Origin of the sequence: Leeuwenhoekiella sp. CH_XMU1409-2, assembly GCF_037029365.1 — a bacterium.
GTDB classification, from domain to species: Bacteria; Bacteroidota; Bacteroidia; order Flavobacteriales; family Flavobacteriaceae; genus Leeuwenhoekiella; species Leeuwenhoekiella blandensis.
Window position 1 is genome coordinate 58,618 of record NZ_JAYMEI010000001.1, and the last position, 23,192, is coordinate 81,809.

Annotated in this window: 17 protein-coding genes and 1 pseudogene; 5 read left to right on the forward strand and 13 right to left on the reverse strand. The window is 36.5% G+C overall.

Annotation, left to right across the window (positions count from 1 at the left end; translation table 11 throughout):
* Positions 1-196 precede the first annotated feature (196 nt).
* Complete coding sequence (locus WA338_RS00185) at positions 197-4,321, forward strand: two-component regulator propeller domain-containing protein (protein WP_272987335.1); 4,125 nt, start codon at positions 197-199, stop codon at positions 4,319-4,321.
* Positions 4,322-4,345: 24 nt separating this feature from the next.
* Here the strand turns inward: WA338_RS00185 and WA338_RS00190 are convergent, their stop codons facing one another.
* From WA338_RS00190 to WA338_RS00225, 8 genes and pseudogenes are all read right to left on the reverse strand, one after another.
* On the reverse strand, positions 4,346-5,749 hold the full coding sequence (locus WA338_RS00190) for a glycoside hydrolase family 140 protein (protein ID WP_272987334.1): 1,404 nt from the start codon (positions 5,747-5,749) through the stop codon (positions 4,346-4,348).
* A gap of 103 nt (positions 5,750-5,852) precedes the next feature.
* A complete protein-coding gene (locus WA338_RS00195) occupies positions 5,853-6,197 on the reverse strand; it encodes a hypothetical protein (RefSeq protein ID WP_272987333.1) in 345 nt (114 codons plus the stop codon).
* 194 nt (positions 6,198-6,391) lie between these two features.
* On the reverse strand, positions 6,392-6,934 hold the full coding sequence (locus WA338_RS00200; RefSeq protein WP_272987331.1) for an NADPH-dependent FMN reductase: 543 nt from the start codon (positions 6,932-6,934) through the stop codon (positions 6,392-6,394).
* A gap of 44 nt (positions 6,935-6,978) precedes the next feature.
* Positions 6,979-7,920: an adenylate/guanylate cyclase domain-containing protein gene (locus WA338_RS00205; RefSeq protein WP_273006854.1), complete on the reverse strand. Its 942-nt coding sequence runs from the start codon at positions 7,918-7,920 to the stop codon at positions 6,979-6,981.
* 21 nt (positions 7,921-7,941) lie between these two features.
* On the reverse strand, positions 7,942-9,396 hold the full coding sequence (locus tag WA338_RS00210) for an efflux transporter outer membrane subunit (RefSeq protein WP_272987328.1): 1,455 nt from the start codon (positions 9,394-9,396) through the stop codon (positions 7,942-7,944).
* Positions 9,397-9,406: 10 nt separating this feature from the next.
* On the reverse strand, positions 9,407-12,538 hold the full coding sequence (locus WA338_RS00215) for an efflux RND transporter permease subunit (protein ID WP_272987326.1): 3,132 nt from the start codon (positions 12,536-12,538) through the stop codon (positions 9,407-9,409).
* Positions 12,539-12,622: 84 nt separating this feature from the next.
* On the reverse strand, positions 12,623-13,714 hold the full coding sequence (locus tag WA338_RS00220; protein ID WP_272987324.1) for an efflux RND transporter periplasmic adaptor subunit: 1,092 nt from the start codon (positions 13,712-13,714) through the stop codon (positions 12,623-12,625).
* 140 nt (positions 13,715-13,854) lie between these two features.
* Positions 13,855-14,466 (reverse strand): annotated as a pseudogene (locus WA338_RS00225) (superoxide dismutase).
* Between the two features lie 87 nt (positions 14,467-14,553).
* Here WA338_RS00225 and WA338_RS00230 point away from each other — a divergent pair.
* The 3 genes from WA338_RS00230 to WA338_RS00240 all read left to right on the forward strand — a co-directional run bounded on the left by WA338_RS00230 (position 14,554) and on the right by WA338_RS00240 (position 16,157).
* Positions 14,554-15,183: a helix-turn-helix transcriptional regulator gene (locus WA338_RS00230; RefSeq protein WP_009780377.1), complete on the forward strand. Its 630-nt coding sequence runs from the start codon at positions 14,554-14,556 to the stop codon at positions 15,181-15,183.
* Between the two features lie 249 nt (positions 15,184-15,432).
* Complete coding sequence (locus tag WA338_RS00235; protein ID WP_009780378.1) at positions 15,433-15,927, forward strand: DinB family protein; 495 nt, start codon at positions 15,433-15,435, stop codon at positions 15,925-15,927.
* Positions 15,928-15,938: 11 nt separating this feature from the next.
* Positions 15,939-16,157, forward strand: a complete 219-nt coding sequence (locus tag WA338_RS00240; RefSeq protein ID WP_009780379.1) for a hypothetical protein — start codon at positions 15,939-15,941, stop codon at positions 16,155-16,157.
* 82 nt (positions 16,158-16,239) lie between these two features.
* Here WA338_RS00240 and WA338_RS00245 read toward each other — a convergent pair whose 3' ends face one another.
* The 5 genes from WA338_RS00245 to WA338_RS00265 all read right to left on the reverse strand — a co-directional run bounded on the left by WA338_RS00245 (position 16,240) and on the right by WA338_RS00265 (position 21,406).
* Positions 16,240-17,196, reverse strand: coding sequence for a helix-turn-helix transcriptional regulator (locus tag WA338_RS00245; protein WP_009780380.1), 957 nt, complete (start codon positions 17,194-17,196; stop codon positions 16,240-16,242).
* 286 nt (positions 17,197-17,482) lie between these two features.
* Positions 17,483-18,223: an SDR family NAD(P)-dependent oxidoreductase gene (locus tag WA338_RS00250; RefSeq protein ID WP_009780381.1), complete on the reverse strand. Its 741-nt coding sequence runs from the start codon at positions 18,221-18,223 to the stop codon at positions 17,483-17,485.
* Between the two features lie 76 nt (positions 18,224-18,299).
* On the reverse strand, positions 18,300-18,866 hold the full coding sequence (locus WA338_RS00255; protein WP_009780382.1) for a Crp/Fnr family transcriptional regulator: 567 nt from the start codon (positions 18,864-18,866) through the stop codon (positions 18,300-18,302).
* Between the two features lie 132 nt (positions 18,867-18,998).
* The gene (locus WA338_RS00260; protein WP_009780383.1) at positions 18,999-20,657 is read right to left on the reverse strand and encodes a S8 family serine peptidase; all 1,659 of its coding nucleotides are present in this window, start codon (positions 20,655-20,657) and stop codon (positions 18,999-19,001) included.
* Positions 20,658-20,812: 155 nt separating this feature from the next.
* Positions 20,813-21,406: a hypothetical protein gene (locus tag WA338_RS00265; RefSeq protein WP_009780384.1), complete on the reverse strand. Its 594-nt coding sequence runs from the start codon at positions 21,404-21,406 to the stop codon at positions 20,813-20,815.
* Positions 21,407-22,046: 640 nt separating this feature from the next.
* Between WA338_RS00265 and WA338_RS00270 the strand changes: the two genes are divergently transcribed.
* A protein-coding gene (locus tag WA338_RS00270) for an IS3 family transposase (protein WP_336091647.1) occupies positions 22,047-23,176 on the forward strand; the annotation gives its coding sequence in 2 pieces (ribosomal slippage) (positions 22,047-22,308 and positions 22,308-23,176; 1,131 coding nt in all).
* The last annotated feature ends 16 nt before the right edge of the window (positions 23,177-23,192 follow it).

The window sequence follows — 23,192 nt, forward strand, 5'->3', positions numbered from 1 at the left end:
TTTCGTATATTTTTAACGAAATCGAAATAGTAATCAACTTCGAATACAATTTTCACATATTTTAAGAGTTTTGGCAAGGGTCAAAATGGCAAAATAAGGGGGTGTAAATGCGCATTCATCAATAAAAACATATATTTTCAGTTTTTTCACCAACGTTTACTCTTATTCTTTATATTATCTTTAAAATTCTAGTGTTATGGTCCTTTCAAGACATTCTGTAGGTTTTTTCACTTTAATAGTGTGTTTTATATGCATTACTCCTACCCTAATTTTTGGCCAAAAAAATGAAAATACCAAGACCGGATTTTTAGACAAAGAGCTTACCTTTTATAGTTTGGACACTCAAAATGGACTCTCAAATAATATTGTTAAAACCATTGGAGAGGATGCTCTAGGATTTCTTTGGATAGGTACTTCAGATGGACTCAATCGTTATGATGGGAACGCATTTGAAATATTTAGAAAAGAAAATTCTGGACTTTCAAACAACTACATTCAAGACATTTCTTTTGCACCAGATGAACGTATTATACTTGCTACAGACGGCGGGATCAACTTCTATGATTCAAAAACAGAACGCTTTGATCTCTTAAATAACTATTATCCGGGTCTCAAACTAAGTGTAAACTCATCTGTTGTTCTTGACCATAATCGCTATGCTATAGGTATTTACAATCAAGGTCTGTTTGTATATAATGGCACAGAAGAAGTCGCATATAAAGGAGCTTCTAACAGCCCCGTAAAAGAGTTATCTTCTTTAAAGATCTCCTGTATTGCCAAGCAAAATGATTCTATTATTTGGGTAGGAACCTTTGACAAAGGGCTTAATCGCTACAATATCAAAACAGATATAGTAACTCAAATCCCGTTAACTGTTCAGAACACTACAATTAAAGAAATAAATACAGTATATGTTGATGACAAGGCTAATGCGTGGATAGGTACTGAAAATGGACTTTTTGTTCAAAAAGCAGATGGCAAATTTTTACACCTTGATAAAAGTGCTCATTCATCTGGATTATCAGGTAACCGCATTATGGCTATTACAAAAGATGATTTGGGAAATCTCTGGGTAGGTACGTATAATGACGGCTTAAATGTGTTTAACATAAAAAGTTTTCTTGATCAAAGTCAGGCGTTTTCTGTTGTGAAATTTAGACCCAATGATAATAACAGTAGTATAACAAATGCATCGATAAACACACTTAAAAAAGACCGAAATGGATACATTTGGATAGGCACCAATGCCGGATTGAATTTTGTTGACCCTGCAGGTGAGCCTGTGAGACTTTTAAAAAGTGATCTAACCGGTGGTGAGAAATTGAAACATAACAGGATTAATGACCTCATTCTTTCTAATAAAGGTGTTATTTATCTAGCAACCGATGGCGGCGGAATAGATACCTATAACCCACAATCAGGGGCTTTACACCATGATGTCTACACCACTCAAAATGGACTCAAAACCAATTACCTTAATACCCTTGCTGAAGATGATAATTCAAACTTATGGGTTGGCACCTATCAAAAGGGATTACACAAATTAGATCTAAAAAGCAATCAATGGAGTTATTATTTACAAGGCGCTAAAGAAGATGGTAATGATGTAAGATGCTTATTTGTAGATCACGCACAACAATTGTGGGTGGGAACAAACCGCGGCGGACTTTTTAAATACAATAAACAAAAAGATACATTTGAATATATAGATCAACTCGATGTGATAAGTCCAAAAATGGATATCAGAGCGATAGACGAAGATCAATATGGCACCCTCTGGATGGCCACTTACGGTAACGGAATACTCAAATACAACCCCGACTCGGGTGAGGTTGCTTCCTTTTTTAATGGAAATCTTCCCGGAATTACCAGCAATGTAGGCTTTAGTATAAAAGTTTTGGACGATGGCACTATTTTAACTGGTCTCAAACATGGCGGTCTCATTCGTTTTAAGGAAGGAGATTCTAGTGCTAAAAATTATACCGAATTCGATGGGTTAAGCAATAATACTGTTAATAGCATTATTGATTATGATGGTGCTTACTTAATCTTAGGAACAGATAAAGGAATTAGTAAGTTTGATCTTAAAGACGAAACTGTAAAAAGTTTAAATTTTTTCAATAACATTCAAGTAAGCGAATATAATGAAGGAGCTGCCATAAAAAGTTCTGACGGCACTTTATATTTTGGCGGAAACAAAGGCGTCACAATTTTTAATCCAGAAAAATTAGAACGTAAGAACATAAAAGGCTCCTTGATTATTAAAGATTTTAGAGTTGCAAATGAAGAAGTTTTAGTAGATCCTACTGATTCTAAAGCTATTTTGGACCAATCCATTATTTATAAAGAGGAAATTAAACTCGCACATAACCAAACGAATTTTTCTCTCGCTTTTACAGATTTAAGCTTTCCCTTTGCCACAACTACGAACTACTCATATCTACTTGATGGATACAATGAACATTGGATTGATCTAAAAAATACCAACCGAATTAATTTCAGCAATATTCCACACGGTAACTATGTACTAAAAATCAAAGCTGAAAATCAGGCTGAATCCCCAAAATATACAGAGCTTGCCATCACAATTGCACCTCCATTTTGGGAAACCTGGCCTGCCTATTTATTTTATATTGTTACTCTTTTTATATTAATCTGGGCCGGATTGAAGTACTATGCAGAACGTGTAAAACTGAAGAATTCACTCATTTTTGAACAACGCCAACGTCAACTTGAACAGGAAATTAATGAAGAGCGAATTCGGTTTTATACCGGCTTTTCTCATGAATTGAAAACGCCACTTACTCTTATACTTGCTCCTCTTGAAAGCTTGTTAGAAAATGCGGTTCATAAACAACAACGCAAAAATCTCAAATTGATTAAACGTAATGCGAATAATCTTCTGCAGTTTATTAATAAACTTCTTGAGTTTAGAAAAAGTGAAGAAGGTCTAAGCAATTTAGATTTAAAAGAGTACAACATCACAAAAAATATCTCTAACTGGCTAGATGCCTATCAGCCGCTGCTTAAAACCAAAAACATTGACCTGATCTTATCAAAGCCTCAGTTTCCTATATCTGTATTTTGTGATTTGGAAAAAATTCAAGTGATCATAAATAATTTGGTTTCAAATGCTATCAAATATAGCCCAGAGCACAGTAAAATTTATATAAAGGTTGATACTGTGGATAATTATCTTCAAATACGTGTAAAAGACTCAGGAGCAGGAATCGATCAAAAAGATATCGAGCAAATTTTTGAATGGTACTATCAATCTAATATGTCATTAAAAAAAGATGGTAGCGGTATAGGGCTAGCACTTTCCAAACGCTTTGCAGAATTGCATCAGGGAAGTTTAGAAGTTATTAGCGAAAAAGGTAAAGGTTCATGTTTCACTCTTAAAATACCTTATGACGATCAATTGCTGGATGCGTATTTGGACAACGATCAAAATGCGGTTTCCAATAAAAAAACTATAGAAAATCAATTACTCGAAAACGTTTCAACTTATAAAGAACAAACTCCGGTTAATAATCTTTTAGTCAAACCAGACAACAATCGTAAACTCCTTCTTTTGATTGATGATAATCCAGACATTCTAGAATTTTTAGATGGAGTTTTGAGCCAGGAGTATGATCTAATTCACGCAGAAAATGGAGAGATTGGTATCAATCAAGCTATAAAATATATTCCTGATCTCATCATTAGTGATATTATGATGCCAATTAAAAGCGGAATTGATTTATGCCAATTTTTAAAAGGCAAGAAAGAAACTTCACATATTCCTATCATCTTACTATCGGCAAAAAATAATTGTGAAACTATCGAAACGGGATATACCGAAGGTGCTGATGACTATATGATTAAGCCGTTCAATGTAAATGTGTTAAAAGCACGTATTACCAATTTGATACACGGGAGAAAACTGCTGCTTCAGAATTTTTCAAAAAATAGCGAAGTCTCACAATTAAATACTGAAGAAGAAAACAAGCTTCTTGATATTGAAAAACAATTTCTTTTAGAGTTTAAAGAAATTGTTCTTCAAAATATGCAGGAAGATGGAAAGCTTGTCACCACCGTTGCACAAGAAATAGGAATGAGCAGATCATCGCTTTACAGAAAGATTAAAGCGCTTACAGGTAAAAATATCAATAACTACATAAGAACTATAAAAATAGAGCACGCAGCTTATTTAATTGAGAAACAAAACTTTGGCATTGCTCAAGCGGCTTATGAAGTAGGCTTTAGTGATCCTAAATATTTTAGAAAGATTTTTAAACAGCGGTTTGGTAAAACTCCATCAGATTTCAAACCCAATTAACACAATAATTGAAACTTTCAACAATTAGGCTGATTCTAGCAATAAAACCCAATCATTTCCCTCGTGAATTTCGCCCGGCGGATCAAACACTTGTATTCCTTCGTTTTTGAATGTACCTATAGATAGCTTGCTTCCGTCCTTTGGATTGTACCATAATGCGTCTACTTGATTGCCTTCAATTTTACCCATATGTACTTCAATTGTTCTACCGGTATAGGTATAGATCATAACATAATCTGCTCCGCGGGTCGCCGCGAGATAATTGTACCGCTCACCTTGAGTTACAACTAAATCTTCATCAGGAACTCTGCTCATATACGTGTAAGACAACATCAATTGCTTAAGATATTGCATCTGCCCTGCTCCCGCGGCTTGAAGCGCTACTTGCCAGTCCATTTTATTTCCATAGGCACCTTCGCCGTCTTTTTCAGTGTAAAACTGCATTATGGCACTATGTCCGTAAGTAAAACCCGCAGCACCGGCAAAAACCGACCAATATGCATATCTACGTACATCATTTTCATTCCATAGAGGTTGTAACGTATCGTGTAGACCTTGAGGAATTCCTTCGTAAGAGGGTTCACCATCGAGTGTAGGCTTTGTTGGTTCTAAATGGTAATCTACAGTTACATAACGCCAATTATCTTCGCCAAAACCTTTTTCAGAATCATCCTGATCATAGGTTCTGTGCCCCGACTGAAACATATTAAAATCTAACCAAGATGCTGTATGAAACCAATCTGAAGATTGCTGTCTGCCTCGCGGATGAAAAGTTTGTAAAAGCTGTGGTGTTTCCGCGTGAATACTCGCCCCCAAAGCATTCCATACTTCGATATACTGATTACCAAAAGTATCTCCCCCATTAAGCCAAATTATATTGTTATTTTTAAATCGGTTTCCTAAAAACCGTCCATATTCTTCTGCTTGTGCTACAGACACTTTACCAGAGTTCACATTCCCACCCCAAACCGGAACTAGCGCCACATATAAACCTTTTTGCTCTGCAAGATCAATTGCATAAGCCATATGGTCCCAATAGTCATACGAAGCTGTATTTAGACTATCACCCGCTATCACTTTGGGAGTGTTTATTTGATCCTCAATCAACGCCTTTGAACCATATACATTTTCTACATCTAATGTATGCAGCACCATCACTTGAATGACATTAAAACCTTTTTTCTTACGGTCATCAAAGTATGCAGAAATAGCTTCTCGGTCTAATTTTTTTAATAGTAACCAAGCGGTATCGCCCAGCCAAAAGAAGGGATCACCATTTGCTCTTTTAAAAAAATGCGCATTATCTGCAATCTCGATAGGTTGCAACGTCTCAAGTTGTTCATGACTTCGCGATTCATTTTTGTCTTTACAGCCTAAGAGCACTGAACTAAGCAGTAGCCACCCAATAATTACGATCCTATGTATCATTTAGTTAAACCTTTTGTACAAAGTAACAAAAAGATAACAAACAGAAATTGAGCGATTTAAAATTAGAAACAGACTTAGGTACTAAACCTCAGTATTTAACCTATCAATTATAAAATGTCATTTTAATGATTGTAATGTCAAGATCTTCGGTCACTTTTATGGGATGAGAAAGACACTTTATTAAAAAGCCATCTACAAAAATTAAATATACTCCTCTTTCAAAGCCCGTTACGAGATCATCACGATCAAATTTAGAGTCTATTCCAGTTGTTTTTAAAAATGAAGAAAGCGATACAAGGGAATTATCGATTTTACATTGTTCTTCTTCAGCCCTGTAACGGTCCAGAATCAATTCTTGAACATTTTGTGGAAAACTGGGAGTTAAATAACTAATTCTACTCGTTTTGCTTTCTCCTACATTGCGCAGACTTAGGGTAATTTCGTGCATATGTGAAATTGAATACGTTAAAAATCAAGTTCAATTTTTGAATACCCACAGAAACTTACATTTCTCACGAATTCAAAAACCGATGGTGAAACTAATCACCACGCTATGTACGATTTTAGGACTTACTTGGTTTTCAAAATGGAATGGAAAGAATGAGAGCATCTCAGCTTTTAATCTAACTAGTCGCTTAAAAGCTATACTACAGTTATTTGTGATCGAAGCAAAAGCTCACTTATGCGCTGAAATTTTTCTTCGTAGATTATCGAAAATCGCTCTTCTTCATATAAATATTCTCTTGCGATAGGGACGCTATACGGCAATGCCCAGGCACGCAAAGTGGCGACAATATTTCTTAAACTATCGATCCCGGTTGAAGCATTTGCGCCATAACCCCAGCAAATGACCGCAATAATTTTATGCGTTAAATACGGATTTTCGTCATTTGAACTCAAAATTAGCCAGTCCAGGCAATTTTTCATCGCGCCAACCATTCCGCCGTGGTATAACGGACTAAGCCAAATGTGCCGGTCGTATTCTTTAAAAACTTGCAACATTTTTGTCACCGAATCTGGAACTTCTGAAAAATCTTCCTCAAAAAAGGGAATATCATATTCAGATAAATTAAAAATTACGGGCGTTGCTCCCAACTGCAGCAAGTATTCCTTTAAATAATTCGCAATTTCCTGCGACGTATCGCTTGCTTTATTGAGTGTGCCGTTAAATATTAAAACTTTCATTTTTTAGAATTCGTTTCAACTGATTCATCTTGTGAATCAACTTTTCATTTCTCTTTTTTATACTGAAAATGTTCTCCTATTTTATACAATCTGAAGGCTTCTTTTACACCTTTCATCTTCTCGCTAGAAACTTCAGCTTCTGGAGGAGTATCCAATAGTTCATAAACCGCTTCAGAAATCACAAAACTATTGTCTAGCTTTTTGGTTAATTCCTGAATTCTCGCAGCAACATTCACCGCATAGCCCATCACGATTTGATGCGGTCTATTTTCAAGCAATAAATCACCGGTGGCGACTTTTCCCAGATGAGCGCCAATCCCAACTTCGATCTCTTCATTAAAATAGCGCAGAAAATATTCAGTATTTAGGCGTTTTAATTCCTTCAGGATCGCAAAACCACAGTTTACGGTATCAAGGACACTGGCTTTGGTCGTTTTTTCAAATCCAAAAGCAACATACAGTCCGTCGCCATTAGTTTCTATAATTTTTCCTTCAAATTGCTGAATGATCTTTTCGAAATTAAAGAACAGTTTTCGTATAATATGAATCACATCAAAAGCCAGATGCTGCTCGGCAAAAGGCGTAAAATTCCGAACGTCTAAAAACAGCAAACACAAGCGTAATTCTCTACCTATATTCTCGTTTTTATTCAGCTTATTTCTAAGGTATAACGGGTAATCACTTTCGTCGTTCATAATCCGTTTTATTTTTACTGAACCCGATTTTACATAGGCCTGGCAAGCCAATCGAACATTTTTAGGAAGCTCAAAGTAGGTTCTCAGTTTTGCTTCCGCAGCATTTATTTCTGAAAGATTTTCTTCGCCCTTCACAATTAAGATCCTGCAGGTAGAACATCTGGCTTTGCCCCCGCATTCGCAGCAAAATGGAATGTCTTTTTTTAATGACGCCTCTAAGATTGATTCTTTAGAATTGATCAAAAATGAGGCATCATTAACAAGGTTAATATGGTGATAAGATTTTACCATCCCACATCAAGTTTATATTGGTTAATTTTTAACCTGATTTTTATTTTCTTCGGAAATAATCTCGGCATTCTCGCTATTCCAACCGCCGCCCAGAGCTTTGTAAAGATCGATTAGCGCCAGTTTTTCCGCCAGAACATCATTGATGTTATTGATCTCGGCACGCAGCAAACTTTGCTCAGCCGTTAGCACATCGGTATAATTGGTTTGCGAATTATACTGAAGTAACTTTTTCGTATAATCAACCGACTTATTCAAGGCTTCTAACTGCAAAGCGCGTTTACTAATCTTAGAGTTGGCTGTTTTAAAAGCAAACACTGCATCTGAAACTTCTTTCCCGGCATCCAGCAAAGCTTCCTGAAAATTATTAAAGGCGATTTGTTGCTCGGCTTTGGCCGTTGCTAAATTCGCTTTATTGATCCCCTTGTTGAATATCGGCTGCATTAAACCGGCAGCGATATTCCCAAAAAGCCCTATGTTTTTAGTAAAAAGATCGTCCCACTCAAAACTTGAAAACCCGGCACTTCCTGAAAGTCCAAATGAAGGATAGAACTGTGTTCTTGCAACATTGGTTAATTCGAACGCACGACGATACTCCAGTTCGGCCTGCATCACATCTGGGCGATTTGCCATTAGATCTGCAGGATCTCCTATCGAAAGTTCAGGCATATTCATTTCAGCAAAATCATCAAAACCGCTACGCTGAATTTCACCTGGCTTTCTAGCCAGTAAAATCGACAACGCATTTTCAATTTCTCTAATTTGCTGTTTCACATCTGGAATTAAAAGTTCGGCTTCATATTGGTTGGCTTCGCTTTGCACCACGGCAGCACCGTTAACCATATTTGAGCTTTTAAGCTTCTTCATCGTTGCTACATAAAATTTTCGGTTTTCCGCAGTTTCTTCTAAAGTTTCCAGTTGCTTATCCAGAGCAATTAATTGATAGTAATTTATCGCAATATTGGCTACGAGCTGTGATTCGATTGCTTGTTTAGAAGCCTGAGTTTGCAAAAGCGCAGCTAAACTGGCACGTTTTGCGCTACTCAATTTCCCCCAAACATCAGCTTCCCAGGAAGTCGAAATCCCAAGGTCGTATTGCGTTACATCCTTAATAAATCCAAATCCTTGAGTGTAAGATAATCGAGATTTAGCCACAGATGCACTTCCTTCCAAACTGGGTAAGAATGCTTTTTTACTCTGCTTCAGCAAAGCATTGGCGCTGTTTACACGCTGTATCGCATTCTTTAGACTATAATTTTCAGTTAAACCTTCTTCAATATAATTCAGCAGATAAGGATCTGAAAAGAATTGATCCCAATGCATCAAAGGTGCTTCCGGCACTTCAACTTCAGCTGCCATTTCTTTTCTGAAAAGTGCCTCAGTATCTGCTTCCGGTTTTTCGTAATCTTTGGTTATTCCGCAGGAAACCAAAAGAAAACTAAGACTGAAGGCGTATATATAAATGATATTAGATCTCATAACATTAAATTTATTCTTCATTAGTTGCAGGTTTACCACTTACTTTTTCCTGTAAAGACTGGAAAAGCATAAAGAGCGCCGGGATCACAAAAATTCCGAATAAAGTCCCGGTAAGCATTCCACCAACTGCGGCTGTACCGATAGATCGGTTACTTACTGCTCCTGCTCCAGAAGCCAACATCAACGGCACTAATCCGAAAATAAAAGCAAATGAAGTCATCAAAATAGGTCGTAAACGTGCGCGTGCTCCCTCAACTGCTGAAGTAAATAAGCTTTCCCCATTTTTACGGTGCATAAGGGCAAATTCGACAATTAGGATCGAGTTTTTTGCGAGCAGACCAATAAGCATTATCAAACTGATCTGAAGGAAAATATTGTTATCGATCCCGAATAATTTTGCGAATAAAAAGGCTCCTGAAAGTCCGAAAGGTAAAGGCAACAATACCGAAAATGGTAGAATATAGCTCTCGTATTGAGCAGCCAGTAAAAAGTACACAAATACCAGACAAAGTATAAAAATGTAAACCGTCTGGCTACCACTACTTACCTCTTCCCTACTTAAACCGGCAAACTCATATCCAAATTGTTTTGGTAAATTCTCATCGGCAACTTCCTGAATCGCTTTCACCGCATCACCCGAACTGTAACCCGGCGCCGGAACACCCGTTACATTTGCTGACGTATACAAGTTGAAACGTCTAATAAATTCAGATCCATAAACCTTTTTAAGCGTTACAAACTGCGTAATGGGCACCATTTCTCCCTGAACGGTTTTTACCATCACTGCGTGAAGATCTTCTGGTTTGGCACTAAACACAGGATCAGATTGAACCATAACACGATATTGTTTATTAAACCGGTTAAAATCTGAAGCGTAAATTCCGCCATAATATCCTTGCATTACGGCTAACACCTGATCTGGCGTGATCCCTGCCATTTCGCATTTAGCGATATCAACTTCCAGCTCAAATTGTGGGAAATTGTTATTAAACGAAGTGGTCGCATATAAGATCTCGGGACGTTGGTTTATCGCTCCCAAATAATTTTGCACCACACCGCTAAACTGATCCATATCGTTTGCTGTTCTATCCTGAAGATTGAACTCAAATCCATTTGTGTTTCCAAATCCCTGAAGCGTAGGCGCTGCAAAGAAGATGATATTGGCTCCTTTTATTCCAGAAGTCTTATTGAATAAATTATTCACTACACTTTCGATATCCTGGCCTTCACCAGCACGTTCTTCCCAATCTTTTAAACGAATGAAAAATGCACCGTAAGAACCACCGGCACCACTAATAAGATCCTGCCCCGCCATTCTGGTTGAAGATTCAACTTCAGGAACCGTTCTAATAATACTATCGATTTGATCGGTTAAAGCTTCGGTTCTTTCTAGAGAAGCTGATGGTGGTAAGATCACATTTCCGAAGATGGCTCTACTATCTTCCGCAGGAACAAATCCTGTAGGTGTATTTTTGATCAGGAACCACGATAACACAGAAAATGCTGCAATACTTCCCAAAGCCAGCCATTTTCTTTTCAGTAAAAACTGAACTCCTTTTACATATTTTGCGGTGATCGCATTAAAGGCAATATTAAATCCTGCATAAAAACGTTGAATTCCGGTCTTCCTTTTATGATGATCTTCAGAATGTGGTTTTAAGAAAATCGCACACAAAGCAGGACTCAGCGTTAAGGCATTTACTGCAGAAATTACAATAGCAATTGCCAGTGTAAGACCAAATTGCTTATAAAAAACTCCAGCTGAACCACCAATAAAAGATACCGGCACAAACACGGCGGCCATCACAAGCGTGATCGAAACGATCGCACTGCTAATTTCGCTCATTGCACTCAGCGTTGCTTTTCTAGCAGATTTTGCACCTTCATCTAACTTAGCGTGAACTGCCTCGACGACCACAATTGCATCATCTACAACAATACCAATAGCGAGCACCAGTGCGAAAAGTGTAAGTAGGTTAATTGTAAATCCAAAAACTTTTAGGAAAAAGAAGGTTCCTACAATTGCCACCGGAACCGAGATCGCCGGGATTAACGTAGATCTAAAATCCTGTAAAAAGATAAACACCACGATAAATACCAAAATAAAGGCTTCGATAAGTGTGTGCTCCACTTTTTCTATGGAAGCATTTAAAAATTCGTTGGCATTCAAAAACGGTGAATACTCAATTCCTGAAGGAAAATCTTTAGAACTCTCCTCAATAATGCGCTGGCATTCGTTGATCAATTCATATGCATTAGAACCTGCTGTTTGACTCACCGCAATCGAAGTACTTGGATAACCCTGAGTTGTGGTGCTACTGCCATAACTTAAAGCACCCAATTCTACTTTTGCAATATCGTCTAATCGCAAAATATGCCCATCTTTATCGGCTCGTACAATGATATTTCCAAACTCTGATGCGGTTTGTAATCGTCCTTTATATTTGATAGTGTATTGAAAAGCCTGATCGCCATTCACACCAAACTTACCCGGAGCCGCTTCAATGTTTTGCTGGCGTAATTTTGCGATCACATCATTAGGAACTAAACCATAAGAAGCCATCACATCTGGCTTCAGCCAAATCCGCATCGAGTAATCACGAGCCCCGTAGATAAAGGCATCGCCAATTCCGTTTACACGTTTCAGTTTTGGAAGGATATTCAGGTTTACATAATTCTGCAAAAAGTTTTGATCGTAGGTGTCTTTGGTACTATGCAAACTAAAAATATACACCAGACTGGTTTGCTTTTTACTGGTAGAAACTCCCGCTCTAATCACCTCTTCTGGCAATAAACTATTGGCTTTATTCACCCGGTTTTGAACGTTCATAGCAGCCAGGTCTGGATCTGTACCCAAATCGAAATAGATCGTGATCGTTGCACTACCATCGTTACCCGCGGTAGAGGTCATATACTGCATATTTTCTACCCCATTAATTTGTTCTTCTAAAGGGATCAAAACACTATTTCTAACCACATCTGCATTCGCTCCCTGGTAAGAGGCAGTCACTTCTACCGTAGGCGGTGCGATATCGGGATATTGCGAGATAGGAAGGGTAAACAATCCCAGCAATCCCAGGATCACGATGATGATCGATATCACCGTAGAAAGCACTGGTTTACTTATAAATTTTTGTAACATATTTTTAAATTTAAGACAATAAGCATCCAGGATCGACTATGTAAAAAACATAGCAATCAAACACTTAATCGTATTTCAAATAATTTACTGGGTAATGATATTCGGTTTAATTTGAAGGCTGTCGCGAAGTGTTCCTGCGCCTTCAAAAACGATGATATCTCCTTCTGAAAGTCCTTCGGTTACCACAAATTTGTTGTCTACGGTGGTTGGCATCGTTTTAATTTCTGAAGTAAAAACGCGATCGTCTTTTACTTTATAGACCATTCGTTTATCCTGAAGTTCGAAAGTAGATTTCTGCGGAACCATTATTGCTGAAGAAAATGCCTGCGGAATAAGGATTTTTCCACTACCACCACTACGTATTCTCTGATTGGCATTTGGAAAAACCGCGGTAAGTCGTGCCGATCCTGTTTGCTGATTTAATAATCCGCTAATCGCTGTAATTTCACCTTCGCTTTCTAAGATACTACCGTCTGAAAGCTGAAGCTTCACTTTAGGGAAAGATTTCAGTTTATCATCAACCGAGTTTCCTTCGTGATCAGCGTAAAATTCTAAATATTCTTTTTCGTCCATAGAAAAATAGACTTTCACATTATCGATGTCAGAAACTACGGTTAACGGCGCGACTACTTGCGGACTTACCAAACTTCCTGTACGATACGGAATTGCACCAACAACTCCATCAACCGGACTTTTAATGAACGTATATCCCTGATTGGCCTGCGCCTGAGCTAAAGAAGCTCTTTGTGCTTCCAGATCTAGTTTAGCAGCATCCAGTTCGTATTGATTTATAATGCCTTCTTCTACAAGCGGAGTAGCTTTTTGAACTTTTAATTCGGCATTTTTAACAGCAGATTGTGCGGCTTTTACCACTTCGTTATACTGCGGAGCATCAATCTTAAAGAGAAGATCTCCCTTTTTTACTCGGCTTCCTTCTTCAACATAGATCTTCTGTAAATAGCCATCAATTCTGGGACGAATTTCAATATCTTCTTCCCCTTGAATAACCGCAGGATATTTTCGCTGAAGTGTAGTTGGCGCTTCTGTAATTTTTAAAACCGGATATTGCGGAACAGCCTGCGCCATATTCTGGCTGCTTTCTTCTTTACAGGAAGACCACAAAGCTCCAAAAAGGATGAGCATCAAAAAGCTGATCCTGTTGTTATAGTTTATCATTTTCTTAGGTGTTTAGGTTCGAAAAACACATAGGAGTGGCTGTCAAGAAAACAAACTGTTTTTTGATTACACGGTTTTTCGTGATTTAAAAAGAATTAAATCCGGCTTTTTGAACTCACCGAATTTATAGGATAGTGAACTTATTTTATTGCTTCCTGGTAGCGTTTCTCTACTTCGTCCCAGTTTACAAGTTTCCAGAACGCACCAATATACTCAGGTCGCTTATTTTGATAGTTTAGGTAGTAGGCGTGCTCCCAAACGTCTAATCCCAAAATTGGAGTACCATTATCATCAGCAACATCCATTAATGGATTGTCCTGATTAGGAGTAGAAGTCACTTTTACTTTTTTGTCTTCTCCTACGATGAGCCACGCCCATCCAGAACCAAAACGCGTTGCAGCTGCAGCATCAAAAGCATCTTTAAACGCTTCAAAAGAACCGTAAGCATCGTTAATTGCTTTTGCTACTGCTCCTGTTGGCTCGCCGCCACCCTTAGGACTTAAAATGGTCCAGAATAGCTTGTGGTTATAATATCCTCCTCCATTATTTCTAATTCCTTTAGGAAGTTCTGAGACCTATGTAAAAAGGTCTTCTAAGTCCTCATCTATAAGTTCTGCTTCTTCCAAAGCAGCGTTGAGTTTAGTGGTATAGCCTTGATGATGCTTTGTATGATGAATTTCCATCGTAGCTGCATCTATATAGGGTTCTAATGCAACATAGGCATAAGGTAATGCCGGCAATTGATAACTCATATCTTTGTAGTTTTGAAAATTAAACTTTTAATTACATTACAAAAGTAGTACTTTTGAATAATAAACCAAATAATTACTTTGTTTATTATGGAAAATAACATTTCAGATAACGAAAAGGCGGTTTCGATACTTAAAACTAAGGGCGAACAAACGATAAAAGAAATAGCAAATGAGCTCGGCGTTACCACTGAAGGCGCACGTTTTCAGCTATTAAAATTATCTAATGAAGGACTGATAAAATCTGAAAGCAGATCAAAAGGTCGCGGAAGACCTCAGCAGGTGTGGTCGCTTACGGCAAAAGGTCACGCACGTTTTCCTGATACACATTCTGGGCTTACCGTAAAATTGATAGAAAAAATCAAACAGAATCTTGGTGAGGAAGCTTTAAACGAAATTATCTATGCCGCTGGTCAAGACAATATTTTGAGATATAAAGATCAAATTAATGCCGATGACAGTCTTGAAGATAAGCTTACAAAGCTAGCAGCCATTAGAACTTCTGAAGGCTATATGGCTCGATTTGAAAAGGATGAAGATGGGAGCTTTATGCTTATTGAGAACCATTGCCCTATTTGTGAAGCAGCAAAAACCTGCCAGGGATTCTGTAAATCTGAGCTTAAAACTTTTAAAACTATACTTGGAGAAAACGTTCAGATCAAACGCGTACACCACATTCTAGAAGGTGCACGCCGCTGTGCATATAAGATCGAAGAGTGATGGGTAGGTTTTTGCCTGAGCCTGTTCTACTCACTGGCATTCTATAATTTGATTCTGGAATATCCTCTAGTCAAAATTCAACCGCTTTATATGATTCTCATTTAAAGATTAAAGTTTGTACCCTAATCTTTTTAGAACAGACCTTTTTATAAATAAAAATTAGCTGAGCTATTTTGCTACTGACAAACCCTTGTCACCCTGCCTCAATACTTTTGATTTAAATATAAAAACAACCTAATATTTTAAATTATGAGTATTCAACAATCACACTTGGAGCAAAATCAAGTACTTACATCAGATGAATTATTAGCGCACTGGCAAGGACATCGCAATCTTACACGTAAGCTTATTGAAGTGTTCCCGGAAGATCATTTTTTTAAGTATAGCATTGGTGGTATGCGCACTTTTGCAGAAATGACGACTGAACTTTTGGCTATCGCGGGACCGGGATTAAAAGAAATTGTCACCGGTCAGACCCAAGAATTCCAAGAGCATATTGATCACCAAAATAAAAAAGACCTACTCCTAAAACTATGGGACGAGACTACTGTAGCGATTAATATGTATTTTCCGCAAATAGCTTTAGACAGCTTTTCAAAAACTATTAAAACCTTTGGTCAATACGAGGGTACGGTGATATCTTCTATTTTATATTTTATTGATAACGAAATTCATCATCGTGGACAAGGTTATGTGTATTTGAGGAGTCTTGGTATAGAACCGCCCTTCTTTTGGGAACGCTAATACCTTTGGTTATGAAAAAAGTATTGGTATTTAAGACTTCAGTACATCAAGAAAAAGACATCAAACAGTTACAACCTGTTTTAAATGCATTAACACCTAATGCTGATGTTTGGAACTTTGATCTTGAAGATTGTGATAATATTCTAAGGATAGAGACTAAACATTTAGAAGCAACAAGCGTTTGTGACACCTTGCAAAAGCAAGGCTTCCTCTGTGAGGAACTGCATTAAGAACTTTACTTTAATGATTAAGAATGTAGTTTTGGATCAAAAATTACATTCTTAATCATTAGTTCAAAAATCTATGTACTCTCTAATTATTAGCTAAAATAGCTTTAGATAAAGCATTAATCCTGTCTTTTAACTCCGGTGGTTCTATAATCTTAGCATAATCTCCAAACATCATATACCATCTTGCAAAACCATCTTCTATATTTCGGGGTTTAAAGACCATTTCTACCTGATCACCCAAGTCTTCTTCAGATATAAAGCCGTAAAACTTGCGTCCACTACGAATGTAGTTAACGATGCTTTTATCTACCCGAATTCGTACCTCAACATCAGATTCTTCAACATTATTTTTTAAATAACGCTCTACTGAATTGTGCTTTTTTGTGAAGCTATTTTGGGAACGTAAAATCTTTTGAATTCTATCCATTCTGAATTGTCTGTAGTCCATTCTTAAATGACAATAAGCCAGCATATACCAAAAATTAGCCTCGTGAAACAAACCTACAGGTTCTATTGTACGTTGTGTTGGACTGTCTGCATCTTGTGCGAGATAAGTGAGTTGTACTTGCTTTTTCTCTGCAATGCTCTCAAAAATGATTTCTAAGGCATCCGGAACATGTGAATTAAATAAGGTTTGTTCAGGGTCTATAAGAATCTGTGATTCAATAGATGCGACCCAGTCCTTTTCATCACCTTTCAGGACCGATTTTAACTTGAACATTGCTGATTCAAAATAAGATCCAAGTCCTTTATCAGTGAACTTTTGCATAAGTTTTTCAGCAGCTACAAAACTCCCGGCTTCCTCTTTGGTAAACATAACAGGAGGTAAACGATAGCCTTCCATTATTGAATATCCTATACCCGCTTCACTGGTTATAGGTACACCCGAAGCCTCGATAGTTCGTATATCTCGGTAAATGGTACGTAGACTTACCTCAAAACGATCGGCCAACTCTTGCGCTTTTACGATACGTTTTGATTGAAGCTGTATGAGAATAGCTATGATTCTATCAAATCTTTTTGGAACTTCGGTACTCATTCTAGGATGTGAATTGACCAAAAATACTATTTAAAAACAAAGTATTTTCTTTGCTGAACGATAAAAACTTTACCTCATTTACGGTCGTAGGGGGCTTAGAATCATGTTATTTAGCTCACCCGCTACGAATTCCTAAATACTGAATTTCACTGAAACTTTAGTCTTACCATCTACCACGTTTCTTGAGATCAAAAAACACCTAAACTTTCCTCTTTTTATCTTAACAAGTACTAGAGCTATAGCATAATCGCTTTATTTCAATTTTGGTTCGGCGCTTTATTTTAAATCACCAAGGAATCATTAAGGTTTCAGGATTTGTTTCTTCGCTAAAAAATTTTCCTGTTGGTCCACTTTTATCAAGTGTTGCATATCGAACTACTCTTCTTGCCGCAATTTCTACATCTCCCCCATTTCCAAAGGTAAAATCTGTAGCAGTAAGACCCGGGCATACTGCATTCACCTTAAAATTGGTATGCTGCAACTCATAAGCTAAATGTACCGTGTACATATTTAAAGCGGCTTTAGAAGCTGCATAAACAGCGTATTTAGCGTGGTCATAAGCCGGCCAGTTGGTGTCACTTTGTAAGGTAAGCGAACCTACGCTCGTACTCAAGTTTACTATTCGAGGAGCTTCAGAATTAGTTAGAAAACTCATAAAAGCTTGAGTAACCCTAGATACCCCTATGACATTGACCTCAAATGCAGCTTGAAACTCATCTGGTTTAGCCGTAAGCGCAGTATAAGGTTCATTCCCCCCGTTAATACCTGCATTATTAATTAAAACATCAAGTACATCTGTCTTTTTACTAAGAAGCTCACGAGCTGATTTAACCGAACTATCCTTGGTGACATCAATCTGCACGCATTCTACATTCTTTAAACCATCTGCTTTAAGCTCTTGGATTGCTGAAATTCCGTTGTGAAAATTTCTACTGCCCAAATACACATAATATCCTTTTTGTAATAATAACTTAGCTGTAGCAAAACCAATTCCTTTATTTGCTCCAGTGATAAATACTTTCTTCATTTTACTGCTTTCTTAATTATGAACAAAGCTCTATCGATTTGAGGAGACTGGATTTACCATATGGTAAAAAGCATTTTTAGCTAAGGCTTTTCCTAATACGACTAAGTGATTGTTGGGTTACACCTAAATAGGACGCTACATAAGCTAGTGGAATACGATTGACTAAATAAGGGTGATTATCTAGAAACTCTAAATAGCGAGTAGTGGCGTCTTGAGAAATAACAGGATTTTTTCTAGACTTTTGATGCATACACAATTGTACCATCTTGCTCTTTATAGCATCCCAGGGTTTCATGATTTGTGAAAGCTCTTCCCATGATTGTTTAGAAAAGACTAAGAGCTTGCTATCAGTACAAGCTTGGATATATTCTGATGATGCCGTTTGGGCTTCAAAATTTATATAATCACACATGATACTTTTCTCTTGAATAAAGCAACGTGTAACTTCTTCTCCCTGCTTATCATAATACCAGCCTCTAAAAACTCCATCTACGACAAAAGCAACCTCTCCTGGTGTTTTACCTGCTTTTGAAAAATAAGAACCTTTTTTAAGTTCTACTACTTCAGTTTGTTCTTCAATGAAACTGATCTGTTGGGCAGTAAGGTTTCCAAATTGAAATATGTATTCTATCAGTTGTTCCATTGCTGCAAGTTGAGAAGTTTTAAAGATTACTGAGGCAAAATTAAAATTGCTACCTGCAAAACAATTAGAGTTTTAAAACGATTCGTAGCTATGAGCTTTCAAAATAATTACCGATTTAATTACCTTATAAATTTATTTTGATGAAGACACTTCTTTAGCCAATTTAAGTGCATTGTATGCATTAAGTATACCTCCCGATTGAGAAACTCGTTCAAAATTTTGGTTTTTTTTATTTTGTTTTAGACCTAATGATACCTCTCCCTTAATTTTGGTTACCGAACTAAGTAAAATTTCCTTAACCTCTTTGGCCGTTAAATCGGGGAAATATGATAAAATTAATCCTATAGTCTTACTTACAAGAGCTGTACTCACCGAAGTACCAGATTGGATCTCATAATCTCTATTGGAATTAGTAATAAGTATGCGCTCTCCTGGTGCAAATAAGTCTACATTCATTTTTCCATAATTAGAAAACTTGGAGACCAAATTATTATTGATTTGTACAGCTGTAGATCCAACAACTATAAAATTATTTACGGGGTAACTTTCATCATTTGGGTATATTTTATTTTCCTCTATATCTATATCTACACCGTCATTTCCGGCTGAAGTTACAATCAAAACATTGTGATCATTAGCATATTCAATAATAGTTTTAATTATTTCCGGATTTGTAGAAAAATTTTTACTAAAACTCATATTTATTACTCGAGCCCCATTGTCTACTGCATATTTTATGGCATTATAAATATCCTTATCGTATTCATCTCCTAGAGATGAAACCACCAGTGGCATTATTTTGAGCGTAATATCGTTATTGATTTTTCGATCTGATATAAAATTTGTCATTAAAGCTCCATGGTCTAAATAATGAATAGCATTATTCAGCTTAGCGTTACCCTGGGTGAATGTTGGCTTTGCAGTCGTAGTATTCAATCGGTCGTCCGCCAATAGAATTCTATCCTCATACTGTGGATTTAAGAGAAAATTTAATCTACCCTTTGCTTTAAAATAGTAATCTCTTATGTAGGACTCTGTAAAACCATACTTTTTGAAATTATATAGTCTTAAAATGGAATTGCTCATCAGCGTATCTTCTTTAAATATAGGCTTCAAACTATCCAACTCATTTAAAGAATAATTTTTAGATAAATAGTCTTTCAAGATTATTCTACTATCGTACAATATACGTTCAATCATTTCTGCATAGGCCACTTCTTCATTAGCATAATTTATTTTTTCAATATAGCGTTTTGACGCACGTACGAGGTCTTTGTTATCACTGTAGGAATTTATGCTGTCAAGTGATTGCAATTTATAAATAGGTAAAGGTGACAAGTATTTGTCTAGAATGCGCGTGTAATCATATTTACCAAATATTTGTTGATTTCCACTAACCTCTCCTAAAAAATTCCAACCGTTGACATCATCAATGTACCCGTTGAGATCATCGTCCTTCTGATTATCGGGTATTTCATCAGTATTAATCCATAAACTTAATTCTTGGCTAAGTCGATCACTATCAACAGGCATATCTAGTACTGCTACAGTAATATTTTCCTTGTATTTTAAATTTTGACCAAATCTTATAGCTTTATTATAACTAATTCCCATAACAGCATCATCATAAATGTCCTTGAGATACCATAGGTCTGTCTTATCATTCAATTTAGGTTTGATGCTATTAAATTGAGTAGAATCAGCAATTTCAAGTGTATAATTACGCTGACCAAAAGCATACTGAGATACCACAGTAATAATGAACGACGTCAAAAACCTTTTAAAAATCATATCTATTTTAAATAATTATAAGCTTGAAAATATACTTTAAATTAGTTAGGGAAGTATTAGTTGTGATGGCCTGGAAGTACATTTATAGAATTTATACTAAAAATTTAAATTTAGGTTTATTTTCTCTTTATGAATCTGTTTTTGTAAAACGTTCATTAATCTATCCCTAGATCATTAGTAAAAGAATGATGTACTTCTATTTCGCTTATAGGAACACCTATTTTATCTTCTATCATTCCACAAATAATACGTTCAACTTCATACTTACTAGATATTTTTTCAATATCGATTAAAACATCTCGGTTCAAAGAGATTATCCAATCTACAAGTTGCTTGATCGTGCCTTGAGAAACAGGAGTATCTCGTTTTATGGTTTTAATTCCAAAAACTTTTACGTGCGTGCCTAAATTTGGATTAAAATCAAGTGCCACTAATCGCGGCAATCTAAGAGCTAAAAGCATTTCAAATTGATACCATTTCTCCTTTAGCTCTAATAAATTGAAAAATTCTAAAATCTTCATATTAGGCGTAATTTTCTTTTCATCTGAAATCAAAGTGCTCAAGGCTTTTCTGATTTTAAAAAATACTATTTGGCTCAGACATTTATTTGTGGGATTAAAACTTATTTTACTGAAAACAATATCGGCAAACTCTTGCACCGTATAAATTTTTTCAGCCTCTGAATCTTCAATTCGTATCCCAAATTTATCCTCAACAGACATAATCAATTCAACTGAATCTAAACCCATCCTTTTTAATATTAATATTATTACTTAGGTATAATTGATCACTATAAAAATAGAAGAAATTAGAAACATGTAATCTTGCTTAATCCGTAAGCTATCCTAAAGAGTTTAACAGCAAGCTTCAATAAGCCTGTTATATGCGTAGAGTTGGAATGTCGATAGCTTTTAGATAATCATGTTATTTGTAAAACAAAAAACCCTTAATATCGATGATATTAAGGGTTTAAGCTTAGATTGCTATGTGATCGCGACAGGATTCGAACTAATCTGGCAAGCCGCATTATATCTAGCTTTGTAAAATCAAATCTGAAATTGTTGACCGATTTCTGTACACAATTTAAAATTGTCTAACTTTCGACTGTATAAAAATAATGAAACAACCTTTATTTTGAAGTTAAAATGATAAAATACTATCTCAGGTTATTTATAAATTCTATTTAAACATTTTTTCTAATAAAATCTTTTCAGATAAATTGAACTTTAAAAGTTATTGAACAAAGTTAAATCTAACCATTTAGAACTATTTTTACGGATTTATGGATAAGAGTTCAAAACAAGAATTACTAAACTTAGCAAATGATTATGTAAGCTTCCCTTAAAACCGAACTGTTTAGAAGTGTAATAATTCTTAATTTTAAACAGTATGAGACGAAGCAAATTCACACCTACACAGATTGCAAAAATTTTAAAGGAGTTCGACAACGGTAAGAGTGTTGAGGAAATCAGCCGCGACTACGGTGTTAGCACTTCTACCTTTTACAAATGGCGTACTAAATACGCTGGTATGAGCAGCAAAGAACTCAAACGTATCAAGGAGCTTGAAGCTGAAAATGCCCGTCTGAAGCAGATGTACGCTTCTTTGGCTCTAGATCACCAAATGGCTAAAGAGATTATAGAAAAAAAGCTCTAAAGCCCTGCCGTAAACGTATAATAGCTAAGGAGCTTATCCACTACGGTATTAGTAGGGCGTGCCGTGTGCTTAATATGAGTAAAAGTGTTTATTATTATAAACCTTTACCCAAGAATGATGCTCCTATAGAACAAGCTCTTAGAGAAAAAGCTGAAAAACATTCAGAAGAAGGATTCTGGAAAGCCTATTGGCGTATCCGTAATGAAGGAAAACCTTGGAATCATAAGCGAGTACACCGGGTATATGTGTCCTTAGGGCTTCCTTTAAGAAGAAAAGTAAAGAAGCGCCTGCCCGCGCGTATACAGGAGCCTTTGGAGATTCCTGAAGAATTGAATGATACTTGGAGTATTGATTTCGTAAGCGATGTCCTAGAAAACAAGAGACGTTTTAGGTCTTTTAATGTAATTGATGATTTTAATCGGGAGGCACTACATATTGAAGTAGACTTTTCATTGACTAGTAATCGGGTAGTCTGGGTACTCAATCACCTAATCAACCGACGGGGCAAGCCAAACAGGATCAGGATGGACAATGGCCCTGAATTCATAGCAAACCTTACGGCTGAATGGAGTAAAATGCATGATATTGAATTTAAATACATACAACCGGGAAAACCTACTCAAAATGCTTTTGTAGAACGTTTTAATGGCTCCTATCGCAGAGGTGTCCTAGATAAGTATATCTTTGAAAACATTGATCAGGTAAGGGAGCAAACTCAAATATGGATGGAAGATTACAATAAGTATCGTCCCCATGACTCACTGGGCAAAATAGCACCAGTGCAATACGCAAAACTCCATTCTCTTGGGGCTAGCCCCAAGAGAATGAATAACAATAATTTTAAACCAGTTTTGGAAAATTAAGCAGTTCTAGTCTGGG